Annotated in this window: 13 protein-coding genes; 7 read left to right on the top strand and 6 right to left on the bottom strand. The window is 62.1% G+C overall.

Features of this window, described 5'->3' with window-relative positions; all coding sequences use genetic code 11:
- Positions 1-5: 5 nt before the first annotated feature.
- Entirely contained in the window at positions 6-2348 is a 2343-nt protein-coding gene (yicI, locus tag OMP40_RS30695) for an alpha-xylosidase (RefSeq protein WP_277536977.1), read from the bottom strand.
- A 127-nt stretch (positions 2349-2475) separates the two neighbouring features.
- Here yicI and OMP40_RS30690 point away from each other — a divergent pair, with 127 nt between their 5' ends.
- Complete coding sequence (locus tag OMP40_RS30690; protein ID WP_277536976.1) at positions 2476-3519, top strand: AraC family transcriptional regulator; 1044 nt, start codon at positions 2476-2478, stop codon at positions 3517-3519.
- Here the strand turns inward: OMP40_RS30690 and OMP40_RS30685 are convergent.
- Complete coding sequence (locus OMP40_RS30685; protein WP_277536975.1) at positions 3444-3758, bottom strand: DUF2627 domain-containing protein; 315 nt, start codon at positions 3756-3758, stop codon at positions 3444-3446. The two genes, OMP40_RS30690 and OMP40_RS30685, sit on opposite strands and share 76 nt — an antisense overlap.
- A gap of 302 nt (positions 3759-4060) precedes the next feature.
- Here OMP40_RS30685 and lpdA point away from each other — a divergent pair, with 302 nt between their 5' ends.
- From lpdA to lipB, 5 genes are all read left to right on the top strand, one after another.
- Entirely contained in the window at positions 4061-5500 is a 1440-nt protein-coding gene (gene lpdA, locus OMP40_RS30680; protein ID WP_277536974.1) for a dihydrolipoyl dehydrogenase, read from the top strand.
- A 279-nt stretch (positions 5501-5779) separates the two neighbouring features.
- Complete coding sequence (locus OMP40_RS30675) at positions 5780-6808, top strand: thiamine pyrophosphate-dependent dehydrogenase E1 component subunit alpha (protein ID WP_277536973.1); 1029 nt, start codon at positions 5780-5782, stop codon at positions 6806-6808.
- A 3-nt stretch (positions 6809-6811) separates the two neighbouring features.
- The gene (locus tag OMP40_RS30670; RefSeq protein WP_277536972.1) at positions 6812-7798 is read left to right on the top strand and encodes an alpha-ketoacid dehydrogenase subunit beta; all 987 of its coding nucleotides are present in this window, start codon (positions 6812-6814) and stop codon (positions 7796-7798) included.
- Positions 7799-7853: 55 nt separating this feature from the next.
- Complete coding sequence (locus tag OMP40_RS30665; RefSeq protein ID WP_277538137.1) at positions 7854-9299, top strand: dihydrolipoamide acetyltransferase family protein; 1446 nt, start codon at positions 7854-7856, stop codon at positions 9297-9299.
- 149 nt (positions 9300-9448) lie between these two features.
- Entirely contained in the window at positions 9449-10165 is a 717-nt protein-coding gene (lipB, locus tag OMP40_RS30660) for a lipoyl(octanoyl) transferase LipB (protein ID WP_420872060.1), read from the top strand.
- Here lipB and prli42 read toward each other — a convergent pair.
- On the bottom strand, positions 10128-10226 hold the full coding sequence (gene prli42 / locus OMP40_RS30655) for a stressosome-associated protein Prli42 (protein ID WP_277536970.1): 99 nt from the start codon (positions 10224-10226) through the stop codon (positions 10128-10130). The two genes, lipB and prli42, sit on opposite strands and share 38 nt — an antisense overlap.
- A gap of 88 nt (positions 10227-10314) precedes the next feature.
- Here prli42 and OMP40_RS30650 point away from each other — a divergent pair, with 88 nt between their 5' ends.
- Entirely contained in the window at positions 10315-11445 is a 1131-nt protein-coding gene (locus OMP40_RS30650) for a M20/M25/M40 family metallo-hydrolase (protein WP_277536969.1), read from the top strand.
- 457 nt (positions 11446-11902) lie between these two features.
- On the opposite strand, the gene OMP40_RS30645 is transcribed toward OMP40_RS30650, so the two are convergent.
- The 3 genes from OMP40_RS30645 to OMP40_RS30635 all read right to left on the bottom strand — a co-directional run bounded on the left by OMP40_RS30645 (position 11903) and on the right by OMP40_RS30635 (position 14825).
- On the bottom strand, positions 11903-12700 hold the full coding sequence (locus OMP40_RS30645) for a serine hydrolase domain-containing protein (protein WP_277536968.1): 798 nt from the start codon (positions 12698-12700) through the stop codon (positions 11903-11905).
- Positions 12701-12844: 144 nt separating this feature from the next.
- On the bottom strand, positions 12845-14395 hold the full coding sequence (locus OMP40_RS30640) for a DHA2 family efflux MFS transporter permease subunit (protein ID WP_277536967.1): 1551 nt from the start codon (positions 14393-14395) through the stop codon (positions 12845-12847).
- A gap of 58 nt (positions 14396-14453) precedes the next feature.
- Positions 14454-14825, bottom strand: coding sequence for a hypothetical protein (locus OMP40_RS30635; protein WP_277536966.1), 372 nt, complete (start codon positions 14823-14825; stop codon positions 14454-14456).
- Positions 14826-14886: the final 61 nt, after the last annotated feature.

The following is a 14886-nucleotide window of genomic DNA, read 5'->3' as shown; positions in this document are numbered from 1 at the left end:
CAATTTTAAAGCGCGATGACGATGCGGTTGTCGCCTGCCAAGCGGCGAACCTTCAGTCCGAGCCCGTCCGCCTTGGACGCCTCGCCGCCGGAGACGGCGCGGACCGCTTCGATCCCGCGCAGCTGGATCGACCAGTCGGCGGTATCGGCGGCTGCGCCGGAAGCCGTCGCCGAGATCGTGCCGCCGCTGCGCTCGACCGTGACGGTAAGCCGAACGGCACCGTCTTCGCCGACGATATCGGCCGAGGCCGACGTGCCGTCGCCGAGCTCGAACAGGTGAAGCGTCACGCCGTCCGTATAGTCGTAGTCGGGACGATCTTCGGTTGCGCCGACCGCGATCAGCGATCCTTCGCGGGCGTACAGCGGCAGACTCATGTAATCGTATGTCTCGCGATGCCACGACCCGCCCTCGACGACTTCGCCGGACAGGAAGTGTGTCCATCTGCCTTTCGGCAGGTAATAGGCCGATTCGCCTTCGCTGTTGAAGATCGGCGAGACGAGCAGGGCGTCGCCGAGCATGAACTGGCGATCCAGGTAGTCGCATGCCGGGTCCTCGCCGAACTCGAGCAGCATCGCCCGCATCATCGGAAGACCGAAGCGGCTGGACGCGGCCGCCTGGGCGAACAGGTAAGGCATGAGGCTCGCCTTCAGCTTGGTGAAGCGGCGGAGCACGTCGACCGCTTCTTCGTCGAACAGCCATGGCACCCGGTAGGAGGTGCTGCCGTGCAGCCGGCTGTGGCTGGACAGCAGTCCGAAGGCGACCCAGCGCTTGTACAGGTCGGGCGTCGCGCTCTGCTCGAAGCCGCCGATGTCGTGGCTCCAGAAGCCGAAACCCGAGAGACCGAGCGACAGGCCGCCGCGCAGGCTTTCCGCCATCGATTCGAACGTCGCCTCGCAATCCCCGCCCCAGTGCACCGGGAACTGCTGGCCGCCCGCCGTCGCCGAGCGGGCGAACAGCGCCGCTTCCCCGCGGCCCTTTTTCTCCTCGAGCACGTCGAATACGACTTTGTTGTACAGCTGCGTGTAATAGTTGTGCATCTGCTCGGGATCGGAACCGTCGAAATAGACGACGTCCTCGGTCGGGATTCGCTCGCCGAAGTCGGTCTTGAAGCAATCGACGCCCATATCGACGAGCGCGCGCAGCTTGTCGCCGAACCAGCGGCAGGCGTCCGGATTCGTGAAGTCCACGATGCCCATGCCGTACTGCCACAGGTCCGTCTGCCAGACGCTGCCGTCCTTCCGCTTGAGCAGATAGCCGTTCGCCATGCCTTCGTCGAACAGCTTGGAGCGCTGCGCGATATAAGAGTTGATCCAGACGCAAATCTTGAGCCCCTTTGCCTTCAGGCGATCGAGCATGCCCTTCGGATCAGGGAATACGCGCTCGTCCCATTCGAAGTCGCACCACTGGTACTCCTTCATCCAGAAGCAGTCGAAGTGAAAAACGGACAGCGGGAGATCGCGCTGCGCCATGCCGTCAACGAAGCTGTTCACGGTCTCTTCGTCGTAATTCGTGGTGAACGACGTCGTCAGCCACAAGCCGAACGTCCAGGAAGGAGGGAGCGCGGGCTTGCCGGTGAGCGACGTATAGTTGGCCAGCACGTCCTTCAACGATTCGCCGCCGACGATCATGTACTCGAGTTGTTCGCCTTGCACGCTGAACTGCGTTTTGGATACTTTCTCCGATGCAACCTCGAACGAGACGAGTTCGGGATGATTGACGAACACGCCGTAGCCGCGGTTCGTTACGTAGAACGGCACGTTTTTGTAAGCTTGCTCGGAAGCCGTACCGCCGTCCTGGTTCCAGATATCGACGCTTTGGCCGTTTTTGACGAAAGCGGAGAAGCGTTCGCCGAGTCCGTATACCGTCTCGCCGACGGCCAGATCGAGCTGCTCGCGAAAATAGTGGACGCCGTCCGCGCCTTTGACGAAGCCGGTCTGACGGAATCCGCTCCCGGTCAGCTTGCGGTCCTTGTACGTATACGTAATGCGGAGCGGATGCGCCTTCGAGACCATGACGCTCGTATCGCCGCTGGTCAACGTAACGCGGTCATCGCCGTCCTCGATCGACACGTCGGCGCCCGCTTCGCCGCCGACGAGCGGGAACGAGCCCGGCGTCAATCTTCGGCGCCCTTTATGATGATACAGCTTCACGCGTATGACGTCGGGAATCGGAGAATCGAATTCGAGCGTCGTGAGCGCCTCGTTCAGCGTATTGCCGCGATGCTCCAGATGTCGGTGCGGCGCGAATACGGTCAGTTTGTTCGGCGCGATGTCGATGCTGTGAACCTCGTAAGGCGTCAATACTTCGAAGCCTTCGCGGGTCATCCAATAGCCGTTGCTGAATTTCATACAATCGAACCTCCTGTTGGGGTGCCAAGTAAACGCTCTCTATAATTAACATAATACCGATTGATTTATCGATTTTCTTGCAATATTATGCTTATAAATAACACGATTATGAGACGAGAGGTTTTATGTGGACAATAAATTGTTAAAAGAGGACCGCCGCCACGGCACGCCGGGCTTCCCGGTCGGCTTCTATCAGCAGGCGCGCACGCCTCAAGAAGGCATTCTCGATTTTCATTGGCATGAGGAGATCGAGTTTCTAAGGGTGACGTCCGGCCGCGCCATTTTCCAGATCGGATTGTCCGCTTACGAAGTGTCCGCAGGAGAGGCTTTGTTCATACCCGGCGGCTTGCTGCACGGCGGATATCCGCTCGACGCTTCGGACTGTGCGTACGAAGCGCTCGTGTGCGATCTCGGCTGGCTGGACGGAGGCCCCGACGACGCGATTTCCGCGCGCTACCTGCGTCCGCTGCAGCGCGGGCGTTCGGGACCGCCGCATCATTGGACGCGGGATACGCCCTGGGGCAAGTCGGCGGTCGCGAGGATCGCCGAGCTGCAAGCGCTCGAGCATGCCGCCGAACCGGCCAGAGAGCTGAGGGTTAAAGCCGGCTTGCTGAATCTGATCGCGGACCTGATCGACGCGGGCCAATGGCAACCGCGATCGCAAGCGGACGAAGGCGAGAGCCATGCGGCGGAACGGTTGAAAGAGGCGTTGGTTTACATGGAGACGAATTTCGCGCGCAAGCTGAGCCTGCGGGAGCTGGCCGGCGTGGCGGGCATGAGCGAGGGGCACTTCAGCCGCATGTTCAAGGCGTATATGCGCAGGACGCCGGTCGAATATCTCAACCGGTACCGAATCCGATATGCGGCCGGAAGGCTGTCCGCGTCCGATTCGACGATCTCCGAGGTGGCGCTGGAGGCGGGGTTCGATAACTTCAGCTATTTTATCAAGCTGTTCCGCGGCATATACGGCTGTACGCCGAGCGCTTACCGGACGGCCGGCGTGCCGGACAGGGGACTGTCCGCGTCGTCGCGGGAGTCGCGGGATATGAAAAAAGGAATAGCGCCGCGAAGACGCCATTCCTTTTTTAAAGCCTTTTATTGGCCGCCAGACTTGCTGCCGTCGCGCGGAGGCCGCGGCGGACGCTTGGCGCGAAAGCGCGGCGACACGTAATTGTGCTTGCGATCGCGGAAAAAAATCCAGCCGCCGATGAAGCCGACGCCGGCGAGAAAGAGGACGAATCCAAGCAAAAATCGCCATAGGTCAAAATGGGGATCGGGCAGGCTCACGTTCCCGAACTGCGCGAAATAATCGAACAAGGCGTCCTTCATCAGCAGGAAGCCGTATGCGGCGGCGATGCCGGGCACGACGAGCATGAGAATGGCGATCAAGCGCGAGATGACGAGCTTCAACGGTCATGTCCACCTTCCTGTTCTATGCTCTAATGATAGCGATTTATCGAGAATATGTCTATTGTAAATGAGAACGTAAAACGCAAGCGTCTCGGGTATCGTTCGGCTTTAACAAAAATGGTTGTAACTGGGCCGATCGGAATGCGCTGCCGCCGCGAACTTTTTTGTTGCGTCTCGAGACGTTATAATGGTAGGGTCGGCAGAATTCAGGAATGCCTCGTATTTTTCGACGACGCCAGGCTCTATATACATATTTCATGCGTCTCCAAAGCCTAATAGCCTAATTTTCCGGAGGAACACTCATGCCAATCGAAGTCGATGTCGCTATTCTTGGCGGCGGTCCCGGCGGGTATACCGCCGCCGTGCGCGCCGCCCAGGCCGGACGAAGCGTGGCCATAATCGAAAAGGACAAGCTAGGCGGCACCTGCCTGCATCGCGGCTGCATCCCGAGCAAGGCGCTGCTTCGCAGCGCCGAAGTGTACGCTACCGTCCGGGACGCGGAAGCTTACGGCATCCGGCTGGCCGGCGCGCAGGACGCAAGCGTGGACTGGAGCGCCGTCATGAACCGCAAGGATGGCGTCGTGGCCCAGCTTCACAAAGGCGTAGAAGCGCTCATGAAGCAAAATCGCATTCAGGTCATTAAAGGCGCTGGCCGTCTGACCGGCCCGTCGATCTTCTCGCCGCGCGGCGGCGCCATCGCCGTCGAGCTCGAGGACGGCGAGTCCGAGACCGTCGTGCCCCGCCACCTCATCCTGGCGACGGGTTCGCGACCGCGCAGAATCGAAGGACTGCCGTACGACGGAACGAACGTCGTGACGAGCGACGAAGCGCTCTCCTGGGCGTCGCTCCCGGCCAGCGCGATCATCGTAGGGGGCGGCGTCATCGGGATCGAATGGGCTTCGATGCTCGGAGACTTCGGCACGGCGGTCACGCTCGTCGAGACGGCGGATCGCCTGCTGCCCGGCGAAGACAAGGATATCTCGACGGAGCTGGCGCGCCAGCTTGAGAAGCGAGGCGTAAAGCTGCTTCTGGGCGCGAAGCTGGACGCTTCGTCCTGCACGGTGTCGGAGGGACGCGTATCGGCAACGATCGGAACGGCCGCCGGCGGCGCCGAGACGCTAGCGGCGGCGCGCATGCTCGTATCCGTCGGCCGCGTCGGCAACGTCGACAACCTCGGCTTCGAAAATACGGACGTCAAGGCGAGCGGGGGCTTCGTGTCGGTCAATCCGGCGACGCTGCAGACCGGAGAGCCGCACATCTACGCCGTCGGCGACGTCATCGGCGGCGTCCAGCTGGCGCACGCGGCGATGCACGAGGCGGAAGTCGCGGTCGCCCATATCCTCGGGCAGCCGATCGCCCGCACGCCCGACCGGGACGTGCCCCGGGCCATCTACAGCCGGCCGGAGGCGGCCGCCATCGGCTGGACCGAAGCGGCGGCCAAGGCCGCGGGCTTCGAGACGCGCGCGGTGAAGCTGCCGATGCGCATCTTCGGCAAGGCGCTCGTGCACGGCGAGCCCGAAGGCTTCGCGAAGGCGATCGCGGACCGCAAGACCGGCGACCTGCTCGGCGTCCATATCGTCGGTCCCCGCGCGACCGATCTGATCGCCGAAGCCTCGCTCGCGAAGCTGCTCGACGCGGTGCCGTGGGAGATCGGCCGCGCCATTCATCCGCATCCGACGTTGTCCGAAGCGATGCAGGAAGTGATGCAGGCCGTCTCCGGCTCCGCGGCGCACGGTTCATAAGGGAAGCAGCGCCCGGCTTTTGCCGCCGGCGCTTCGCGCATGCGGTTTCGCCAGCGACTCAGGCGAGACCGTTTTGCGTTAGACGGCCGAAGTCGATGCGCACGCTTGAGCGGATCGCGACCGAGGCGAGGCGATTAGCCCGACACCTCCGCCCGCGGTTTCTTTTTCGAACGTACCGCTGTATAATAGGTTCTAGGTTCAAGTATTAAGACCAGGTTATAGCACTAACGACAACTTCTAAAAACGAATCCGAAAACGAAAAGCCGGGAGGGACGCTTCATGACCCAGAAAGGCAGCGTAGAACGACAAGCGCGGCATATCGCGCTGGGCTTGACGGACGAGCGGGCCGTCGCCATGTACGAGACGATGATGCTCGCGCGCAAATTCGACGAGCGCGGCCAGGTGCTGCAGCGCGCCGGGAAGGTGAACTTCCACATATCGGGCATTACGCAGGAGCCGTCGCAGGTGGCGATGGGCTTTGCCATGGACCGCGACAAAGACTGGTTTCTCCCTTATTACCGCGACTACGGCCTGGTGCTGTCGGTCGGCATGACCGTCAAAGAGCTGATGCTGGCGCTTTACGGCAAGGGCGAAGACCCGAACAGCGCCGGACGCCAGATGTCCGCGCACTTCGGCTGCCGCAGGCTGCGCATCGCGACGGGCTCGAGTCCGGTTACGACGCAGGTGCCGCACGCGGTCGGCTTCGCGCTCGCCTCGAAAATTCGCGGCGAATCGTCCGTCGCGATCGTGTCGTTCGGCGAGGGCTCGAGCAACCAGGGCGATTTTCACGAAGGCTGCAACTTCGCGGGCGTGCAGAAGCTGCCCGTCATCTTCGTCTGCGAGAACAACGGGTACGCGATCTCGGTGCCGCTGTCCAAGCAGACGGCCGGCCGCATCAGCGACCGCGCGCTCGGCTACGGCTTCCCCGGCATCCGGGTCGACGGCCACGATCCGCTTGAGGTGTACCGCGTCTTCCGCGAGGCGCACGAGCGCGCGCTGGCCGGCGAAGGACCGACGCTGGTGGAGATTATGACGTACCGCGTGACGCCGCACTCGACGTCGGACAACGACATGGCCTACCGCACGAAGGAAGAGGTCGACGCGAACCGGGCGAAGGACGCGCTGCCGGCATTCCGCGCGTATCTGGAGCAGCTCGGGCTATGGTCGGAAGATCGGGAGCAGGCGCTTCAGCAGCGCATCCGCAAGGAACTCGACGAGGCGACGGCCTATGCCGAGCAAGCGCCGTACCAGTCGGCGGAGGACGCCTTCCGCTACGTGTACGCCGAAGACGACGGGGAGGTGCGCTAACGCATGCCGGTAATCGAATATATCGACGCCATCCGATTGGCGATGAAGGAAGAGATGGAACGGGACGACAGCGTGTTCGTGCTGGGCGAGGACGTCGGTCTAAAAGGCGGCGTTTTCGGTACGACCCGGGGACTGCAGCAGCAGTTCGGCGAGGATCGGGCCATCGACACGCCGCTGGCGGAATCCGCGATCGCCGGCGTCGCGATCGGCGCCGCGATGGCGGGCATGAGGCCGATCGCCGAGATGCAGTACTCCGACTTCATGTTTCCGGCGGCCAACCAGATCATCAGCGAGGCGGCGAAGATCCGCTATCGTTCGAACAACGACTGGAGCTGCCCCGTCGTCATCCGCGCGCCGATCGGCGGCGGCGTGTTCGGCGGCCTGTACCATTCGCAGTGCACCGAATCGGTGTTTTTCGGCACGCCGGGCCTCAAGATCGTCGCGCCCGCGACCGCCTATGACGCCAAGGGCCTGCTCATCGCCGCGATTCGCGACCCGGATCCCGTCCTTTTTTTCGAAAATAAAAAATGCTACCGTCTCGTTAGCGACGAGGTGCCCGAGGGCGAATACACGGTACCGATCGGCAAGGCGAACGTGCTGCGCGAGGGCAGCGACATCACGGTGATCAGCTACAGCATGCCGCTCCATTTTGCGATGCAAGCCGCCGAGGAGCTGTCGCGCGAGGAAGGCATCGAGGCGCACATTCTCGACCTGCGCACGATCCAGCCGCTCGATCGCGAGGGCATCCTCGAAGCGGCCGCGCGTACCGGCAAGGTGCTGATCGTTCACGAGGACAACAAGACCGGCGGCGTCGGCGGCGAAGTCGCCGCGATCATCGCCGAGGAGATGCTCTACGACCTCGACGCTCCCATCCGCCGTCTTTGCGGTCCCGACGCGCCTGCCATGCCTTACAATCCGGTTGGCGAAAAGCAATTCATGCTGAACAAGGAAAAGCTGAAGGCGGCCATGCTGGAGCTGGCGCGATACTAGAACCGTCACGGGAAGGAGCTGATCGGACTTGAGCAAAAAGATTACCGAAATCATCATGCCGAAGCTGGCGGAATCGCTGGAGACGGCGACCGTCGACCGTTGGTTGAAAAAGCCGGGCGACTACGTCGAAATGTACGAGCCCCTCTGCGAGCTGATCACGGAAAAGGTGAGCGCAGAGCTGCCGTCGACGGCCCGGGGCGTGCTGGTCAAGGTGCTGGCAGGCGACGGGGAGACGGTTAACGTCGGCAGCGCGATCTGCCTGATCGAGGAAGAGGAAGCCGACGCCTATGCGGAAATTCCGGGCGGCGCGCTTGCGGCCGGCCTCCAGCCGACCGACGAGGCGGTGCGCGCGGCGGAACGCGAGGCGAACGCCGTTCCGACGGCGCCGGGACCGGCTTCGGCGCCTGCCGCTGCGGCCGCGGGTCAGGAGATGCGCCAGCGCTATTCCCCGGCCGTGCTGAAGCTGGCCGCCGAGCACGGCATCGATCTTGCCCGCTTGGCCGGCTCCGGCATGGGCGGTCGCATTACGCGCGCCGACGTGCTGGCGGCCGCCGCTGCCGGCGGCTCGGCCGGCGCGCAGCCGAAGGCGGCTGCGGCCGCGCCCGCCGCAGCCGTGCAGCAGGCCGCTCCGCAGGCTGCGCCGGCGCCGTCGGCCGCGACGGCATCCGCGAGCGCGGCGTCTTCGTCCTCGAAGCCGATCGAACCGATGGATCCCCGCGTGCAGGTGCGATCGGGCGGACTCCACTTGTCCGAATCGCCGCGCATTCCGACGATCGAGATCGAGGGCCACGAAGTGCCCGGCCGCGGCGAATATTTCATCGACGTCACCCCGATCCGCAATACGATCGCGACGCGCATGCGCCAAAGCGTGACCGAGATTCCGCACGCCTGGACGATGATCGAGGTGGACGTGACCAATCTCGTCGTGCTTCGCAGCAAGCTGAAGGACGAATTCAAACGGACGGAAGGCATCAACCTGACGTACATGCCGTTCCTCGTCAAGGCCGCCGTCGGCGCGATCAAGGATTATCCGATCATGAATTCGGTGTGGGCGACGGACAAGATCATCGTCAAGCGCGACATCAACATGGCGCTGGCGGTCGGAACCGAGGATTCGGTCGTGACCCCGGTCATCAAGAACGCCGACCAGAAAAACATCGCCGGCATCGCGCACGAGATCGACGATCTGGCGAACCGCGCGCGTCACGGCAAGCTGAAGCTCGAGCATATGCAGGGCGGCACGTTCACGGTCAACAACACGGGCTCGTTCGGTTCGATCCTGTCGCAGCCGATCATCAACTATCCGCAGGCCGCGATCCTGACGTTCGAATCGATCGTCAAGCGCCCCGTCGTCATCAACGACATGATCGGCGTGCGTTCGATGGTTAATTTGTGCCTGTCGCTCGACCACCGCATCCTGGACGGCGTCATTTGCGGACGGTTCCTGCAGCGGGTGAAGGAGAATCTGGAGAGCTACAGCCTGGACACCAAGCTATATTGATAAGTGGCTTCTTCCGAACGGCGAGAGGTCGCCCGCAGGCGCGCAAGGCGCGGCCGCGGGCGGCCTTTTGCCGCAGCCGTGACCCGCTTCCCCGCGGTTTGCGGGCGCTTCGGGCTTGCGCTACAATAGGGAGGTTAACGGGAGGCGAGATGGACATGGGCATGCTGGACACGGCCAAGCTGGGCCGTATCGAGTACGGAGAAGCGTGGGACTTGCAAAAGGCGCTGATTCGGGACATCGGCGCGGGGGAGCGCGAGGATACGCTGCTGCTGCTGGAGCATCCGCCGACCTATACGATCGGCACGGACCGTCATCCCGAGCATCTGCTGATGTCGCCGGACGAGCTTAAGCGACGGGGCATCTCGGTATTCGAGATCGACCGCGGCGGAGATATTACGTATCACGGCCCGGGGCAGCTCGTCGGATATCCGCTGCTTTACTTGGACGCCGAGGGGCTTGATCTGCACAAGTACTTGCGCGATCTCGAAGAATCGCTGATTCGGCTGCTCGCGGAGTTCGGACTCGTCGGCGGCAGGAAGCCCGAATATACGGGCGTCTGGATCGGCGACCGCAAGGTGGCCGCGATCGGCGTCAAATTCAACCGCGCGCGCGCAAGACGCGGCTTCGTGACGAGCCACGGCTTCGCCTTCAACGTGAAGCGGGGCGTAGAGCAAGAGGGGTTCGGCGGCATCGTGCCGTGCGGCATCCAGGAATACGGGGTCACCTCGCTCGAAGCCGAGACGGGCCTTACGCTTGAGGTTGAAGAGATCGCGGAGCGGGTGCTCCCGCATTTCCGGGACGTATTCGGTTACGGGAGCTTGCGGACCGTCACTGAAGCAGCGATCCGATCGACAGCAGCACGGTAGAAGCGATCATGGCGATCAGCATGACGTATACGACGATTTTAAACCAGCGCGTGTTGTTCATCGGAACCATCCTTTGCGGCAAAATAAGAATTGAAAAAGCATCATTGTTATTTTAACCGATTTGACGCACGCTTACGAGGAGGATCCGCATGGTCAAAAAAGAACGGCTGATCGAAGAATTCATGGAATTAGTGCAGATCGACAGCGAAACGAAGCATGAACAAGCGATTCGCAAGGCGCTTATCGCGAAGTTCGAGGCGCTCGGCCTTACGGTGGAGGAGGACGACGTCGCGGAAAAAATCGGCCACGGCTCTGGCAACCTGTTCGCCTGGCTGCCGGCGTCGCCGGGGTCCGAGTCCGCGCCCGTGCTGCTGTTCACCTCGCATATGGATACGGTCGCGCCGGGACTTGGCATCCAGCCCAGGCTGGACGCCGACGGCTACATCCGCAGCGACGGCACGACGATCCTCGGCGCCGACGACAAAGCCGGACTCGCCGCGATCTTCGAAGCGCTCCGCGTGCTGAAGGAGACCGGCGCTTCGCACGGGGCCGTTCAGTTCGTCATCACCGTCGGCGAAGAGTCCGGCCTGCTCGGCTCCCGCGCGATGGACGGTTCGCGTCTTAAGGCGAAGTTCGGCTTCGCGCTCGACTCCAACGGCAAGGTCGGGGAGATCGCGGCGGCGGCGATCACGAATTCGCGTCAGTACATCACGATTCAGGGCAAGGCCGCGCATGCCGGCGTCAATCCGGAGGACGGCATCAGCGCCATCCAGGTCGCCTCCAAAGCGGTCTCGAAAATGAAGCTTGGACGAATCGACAAAGAGACGACCGCGAACATCGGACGTTTCGAGGGCGGCGGGGAAGTGAACGTCGTCGTCGACAAAATCAAGATTTATGCCGAAGTGCGCAGCCGTTCGAACGAGAAGCTCGAAGCGCAGGCCGAGTTGATGCGCCAGGCGGTGGCGAGCGCTTGCGAAGAGACGGGCGCCTCGTTCGAATTCGTCAGCGAAGTCATCTACCCGGCCTACAGCTATACCGAAGCGGACGAAGTCATCCAGATCGCGAGCGCCGCGATCCGCGGCATCGGCCTCGCGCCCAGCCTGTTCGCCTCCGGCGGCGGCTCCGATGCCAACATGTTTAACGGCAACGGCGTGCCGACCGTCAACCTGGCCGTCGGCTACGAGGACATTCATACGACGAAGGAACGGATCAAGGCCGACGACATCGTGAAGGTGACGGAACTCGTCCTTGCGATCGTCGAAGAAGCGAAGCGTCATTGATTCAAGCGCAAACGATACAAGAAGCCGGATCTCCCGGCGGCTCGCGCCGCCGGGAGATCCGGCTTTTTTAAACTTTGTCCGTCATAGCGCACATCATTCATCGAGTGAAAAGCATTCATGGGGCTATCGCGATAAGTACGCGATCGATAGCCGCCCCTCCGCCCATGGTGCGAAGCAGATCGGTCACCGGGACGGGAGGAGGGGCGCAATCGCCTCGGCGAACCAATCCGGCTGTTTTCGTTTGCGGCTGTCCTGCGTCAATACCGCGACGAGCTCGGCCCGGGGAACGACAAAGATATACTGACCGCCGAATCCGCGCGCGTAATAGTAAGGGACCGATCCCGGCGGCATATGCGGAAGGGAAGCCGACAAACCGCCGGTGTCGCCGATGGCGAAGGGGGACGCGGGGCTGTCAGCGACCGCACGGCCGGGGTCATCCGAGCTAACATCCCAGGGCTCAACGTTCGTCTCGCGCTTGTCGGGGGGAATCGCCCGGCTCGTAGGACCCGCACCACCAGTGCCAGGCGTAAGCGCCGTCATAGGGCGGACTGGCTCTTACGACGGGCGCTACGGCGACTTCGGCGAGCGCGGAGGAATAGAGCCGATGTCCTTCCCAGCTGCCGCGCCGCAACTGAAGCTGACCCAGCTTGAGCAGGTCCGCGGGACGCAGACGAAGTCCGAAGCCGCCCGTATGGAAGCCCTGCGGATCTGTCTCCCAATCGTAGGCCTCGATGCCGAGCGGGCCGAACAGCGAGCGTTCAGCGAACGCCGCGACGGTCATGCCCGTCGCCTGGGACAGAATCGCGGACAAAAGCTGCGAGACGCCCGAATTGTACGTCATTTTTCGCCCAGGCGGTTCGGAGAGCGGCTGTGCCAGGACATGACTAACCCAATCGGGCGTGCGCGTCATGCGCGGAAAGCTGTTCAGGCCTCCGAACTCCTGCCATCGGATGCCGGACGTCATCGTCAGCAGGTGCAGCAGCGTCATTTCCCTTTTTCGCGTATCCGGATCCCGGGCCAACTGCGGAAAAAACATGGAGACGGGCGCGTCGCCGGGGGCAGGCAGCAGTCCGCGATCGATCGCGATGCAGAGCAGCATGGACAGGACGCTTTTCGTGCAGGAATTGATCTTGGCCGGCGCAAGCGCCCTGTCGGGCTCGCGGTAGTGCTCGAAAACAAGCCGGTCCTGCCGGCTGACCAGACAGCTGTTGAGCGAATACGGCGCGATCGCCGCACGTAATATGTCCAAATCCAAAGGCGACCACCTCGCGCGTCTTGCTTTCGCTCTATTCTACCCGATTTCGCCTCATTAGATATGGCTTTAACGTCAGACATGCCTTTAACGTCAAATTCAAACTCGCTCCGAATGAGGGGCGTCGAAGCTGAGAAAATAATCCTTTTACCCGACAATCGAAGCGCCTGGGGAAGCTTCCGGATCATAGGCTTCCTTCGCTTCGGCCTGTCTCCGGTACCGCGCATTGCCTACCGAAAGCGCCACGATCGCGCCCGCGATCATGACGAACAGGGACAGAATAAAGCCATGCGAGATCGCATCTCCGATCGCCCCGCGCATGAAAGCGAGCAGATCCGCGGGCAAGCGGGAAGCGCCTTTGATGACGGTCTCGGGATTGGCGAGCGTGCCGGCTTGGTCGGAAGGGATGCTGAACTTGGCGATCGCTTCGCGCGAGCTGTCCTTCAGGCTCGCATTGACGAGCACGGCCATGACGGATGCGCCGATGACGCCGCCGATATTGCGCCAGAAGCCGACGACCGAAGAAGAAATGCCGATATATCGCGGGTGAACGGACATCGCGACCGCGCTCTGGCCCAGGCTCATGAGCGGGCCGATCACCCCGAGGCCGAGCAGGATCATAATGGCGATGACCTGCCAATAGGCCATGTCGGGAGAAAGGTTCATGAGGAGGACGGCCGCCACGACGCCGAGCGCCATGTTGACGAACAGCACCGTTCGAAAACGAAGCCGGGCGACGAAAAATCCGGAGACGATCGCGCCGGCGATCAGGGAAGCCATCATCGGCGTCAGAATGCCGTTGGAGTTGGCTTTGCCGAGGACGGCCGTCGCGTACAGCGGAAGATAGGCGATGGCGGAAAACATGATGACGCCTTGGCAGAAGCAGAGCAGGCTGACGCCGAGCACGAGCCGGTTTTTGAAAATGGTTAAAGGGAGCACGGGCTCCTCCGCCTTAAGCTCCACGGCGACGAACGACGCGCCCGCGATCGCGCCGAGCGCGAACAAGCCGAGGATCTGCCAGGATCCCCAGGCATAATCTTTGCCTCCGAGCTCGAGCGCCATAAGCGCGGAGACCGTGGCGCAGACGAGCAAGAGCGCGCCCCAGTAGTCGATGCGCGGCTTTTTTTCCGCTCTCGATTCGCGCAGCGAGAAGACCAAGATAAGCATCGAGGCGATGCCGATCGGCACGTTCACGTAAAAACACCAGCGCCAGCTCATCTGCTCGGAGATCAACGTGCCGAGCTGCGGGCCCGCCACGGAGGACAGGCCGAATACGGCGCCCATCACGCCGGACAGCTTCGCGGCCTGCTTCGGATCGGCGAACAGGGTGAAGATGATCGAAAAGGAAATCGGGAACACCGAGCCGGAGCCGACGCCCTGGACGACGCGAAACCAGATCAGCTGGTCGATCGTCTGCGCCATGCCGCAAAGCGCGGAGCCGAGAAGAAACAAGCCGATGCCGATCAAATAAAATCGTTTGCGTCCGAACATGTCGGACAACTTGCCGAAAATGAGCATCGTACTTGTGGAAGCGAGCATGTAGGCGGTAAATACCCAGGACACTTTTTCGAAACCGCCGATATTTTCGATCACCTTGTTCATGCTGGCGGATACGATCGTATTGTCCAGCGAGGCCATCAACAAGCCGAGCGCCATCGATAAAACGATCAGTCCCGTTTTTTTGGATACGGTTGACATGGCCGGCCATTCTCCTCTCTTCAGTCGGGATTAAGCTTCGGGCGTCCGGCCTCAGGCGTCAGAGCCCGTCAATCGCTTGAGCGTCTCGCGCAGCGTTTGCGATTTGGAAGCATTCAACTCGATGCCGATATCCAGGCACAACGTTTTCGATGCCGGCATGCCTTCGGCCCAGTCCGCCTTCATCTGCTGCAATTGACCTGCGGCCGCCGCCGCCTTGCGGATCTCGTCGCGAATCCAGTCGGCGAGCGTCTCTTCGTCCGAATACTCCCCCGAAGAACATCCGAACGAGGAAGTCGGAGCGATAGCTGTCCTTCTCGACGGGGGAATGCAAATAATGCTCGAATTGCGTCTTGCCCTCCGCGGTCAGCGAGTACACGTTTTTGTTCGGACGCGCTTCCTGCACGACGCTCTCCTTGGCGATATAGCCCATCGCCTCCATCTTCGCGAGCGTCGGATAGATCGTCCCGAAGCTGGCGTCGAAAAAAACGAGA

Origin of the sequence: Cohnella rhizosphaerae, from assembly GCF_029525575.1 — a bacterium.
Lineage (GTDB): Bacteria > Bacillota > Bacilli > Paenibacillales > Paenibacillaceae > Cohnella > Cohnella rhizosphaerae.
The sequence above is the reverse complement of the archived record's forward strand: the minus strand, read 5'-3'. Positions and strand labels throughout refer to the sequence as shown.

Bases quoted from the DNA above. Each gene is read 5' to 3' on its own strand.
- OMP40_RS30670 (WP_277536972.1), top strand. From the start codon at position 6,812: ATGCCGGTAATCGAATATATCGACGCCATCCGATTGGCGATGAAGGAA.
- OMP40_RS30635 (WP_277536966.1), bottom strand. From the start codon at position 14,825: ATGGGCTATATCGCCAAGGAGAGCGTCGTGCAGGAAGCGCGTCCGAAC.
- OMP40_RS30640 (WP_277536967.1), bottom strand. From the start codon at position 14,395: ATGTCAACCGTATCCAAAAAAACGGGACTGATCGTTTTATCGATGGCG.
- lipB (WP_420872060.1), top strand. From the start codon at position 9,449: ATGGACATGGGCATGCTGGACACGGCCAAGCTGGGCCGTATCGAGTAC.
- OMP40_RS30665 (WP_277538137.1), top strand. From the start codon at position 7,854: ATGCCGAAGCTGGCGGAATCGCTGGAGACGGCGACCGTCGACCGTTGG.
- OMP40_RS30675 (WP_277536973.1), top strand. From the start codon at position 5,780: ATGACCCAGAAAGGCAGCGTAGAACGACAAGCGCGGCATATCGCGCTG.
- OMP40_RS30650 (WP_277536969.1), top strand. From the start codon at position 10,315: ATGGTCAAAAAAGAACGGCTGATCGAAGAATTCATGGAATTAGTGCAG.
- prli42 (WP_277536970.1), bottom strand. From the start codon at position 10,226: ATGAACAACACGCGCTGGTTTAAAATCGTCGTATACGTCATGCTGATC.
- yicI (WP_277536977.1), bottom strand. From the start codon at position 2,348: ATGAAATTCAGCAACGGCTATTGGATGACCCGCGAAGGCTTCGAAGTA.
- lpdA (WP_277536974.1), top strand. From the start codon at position 4,061: ATGCCAATCGAAGTCGATGTCGCTATTCTTGGCGGCGGTCCCGGCGGG.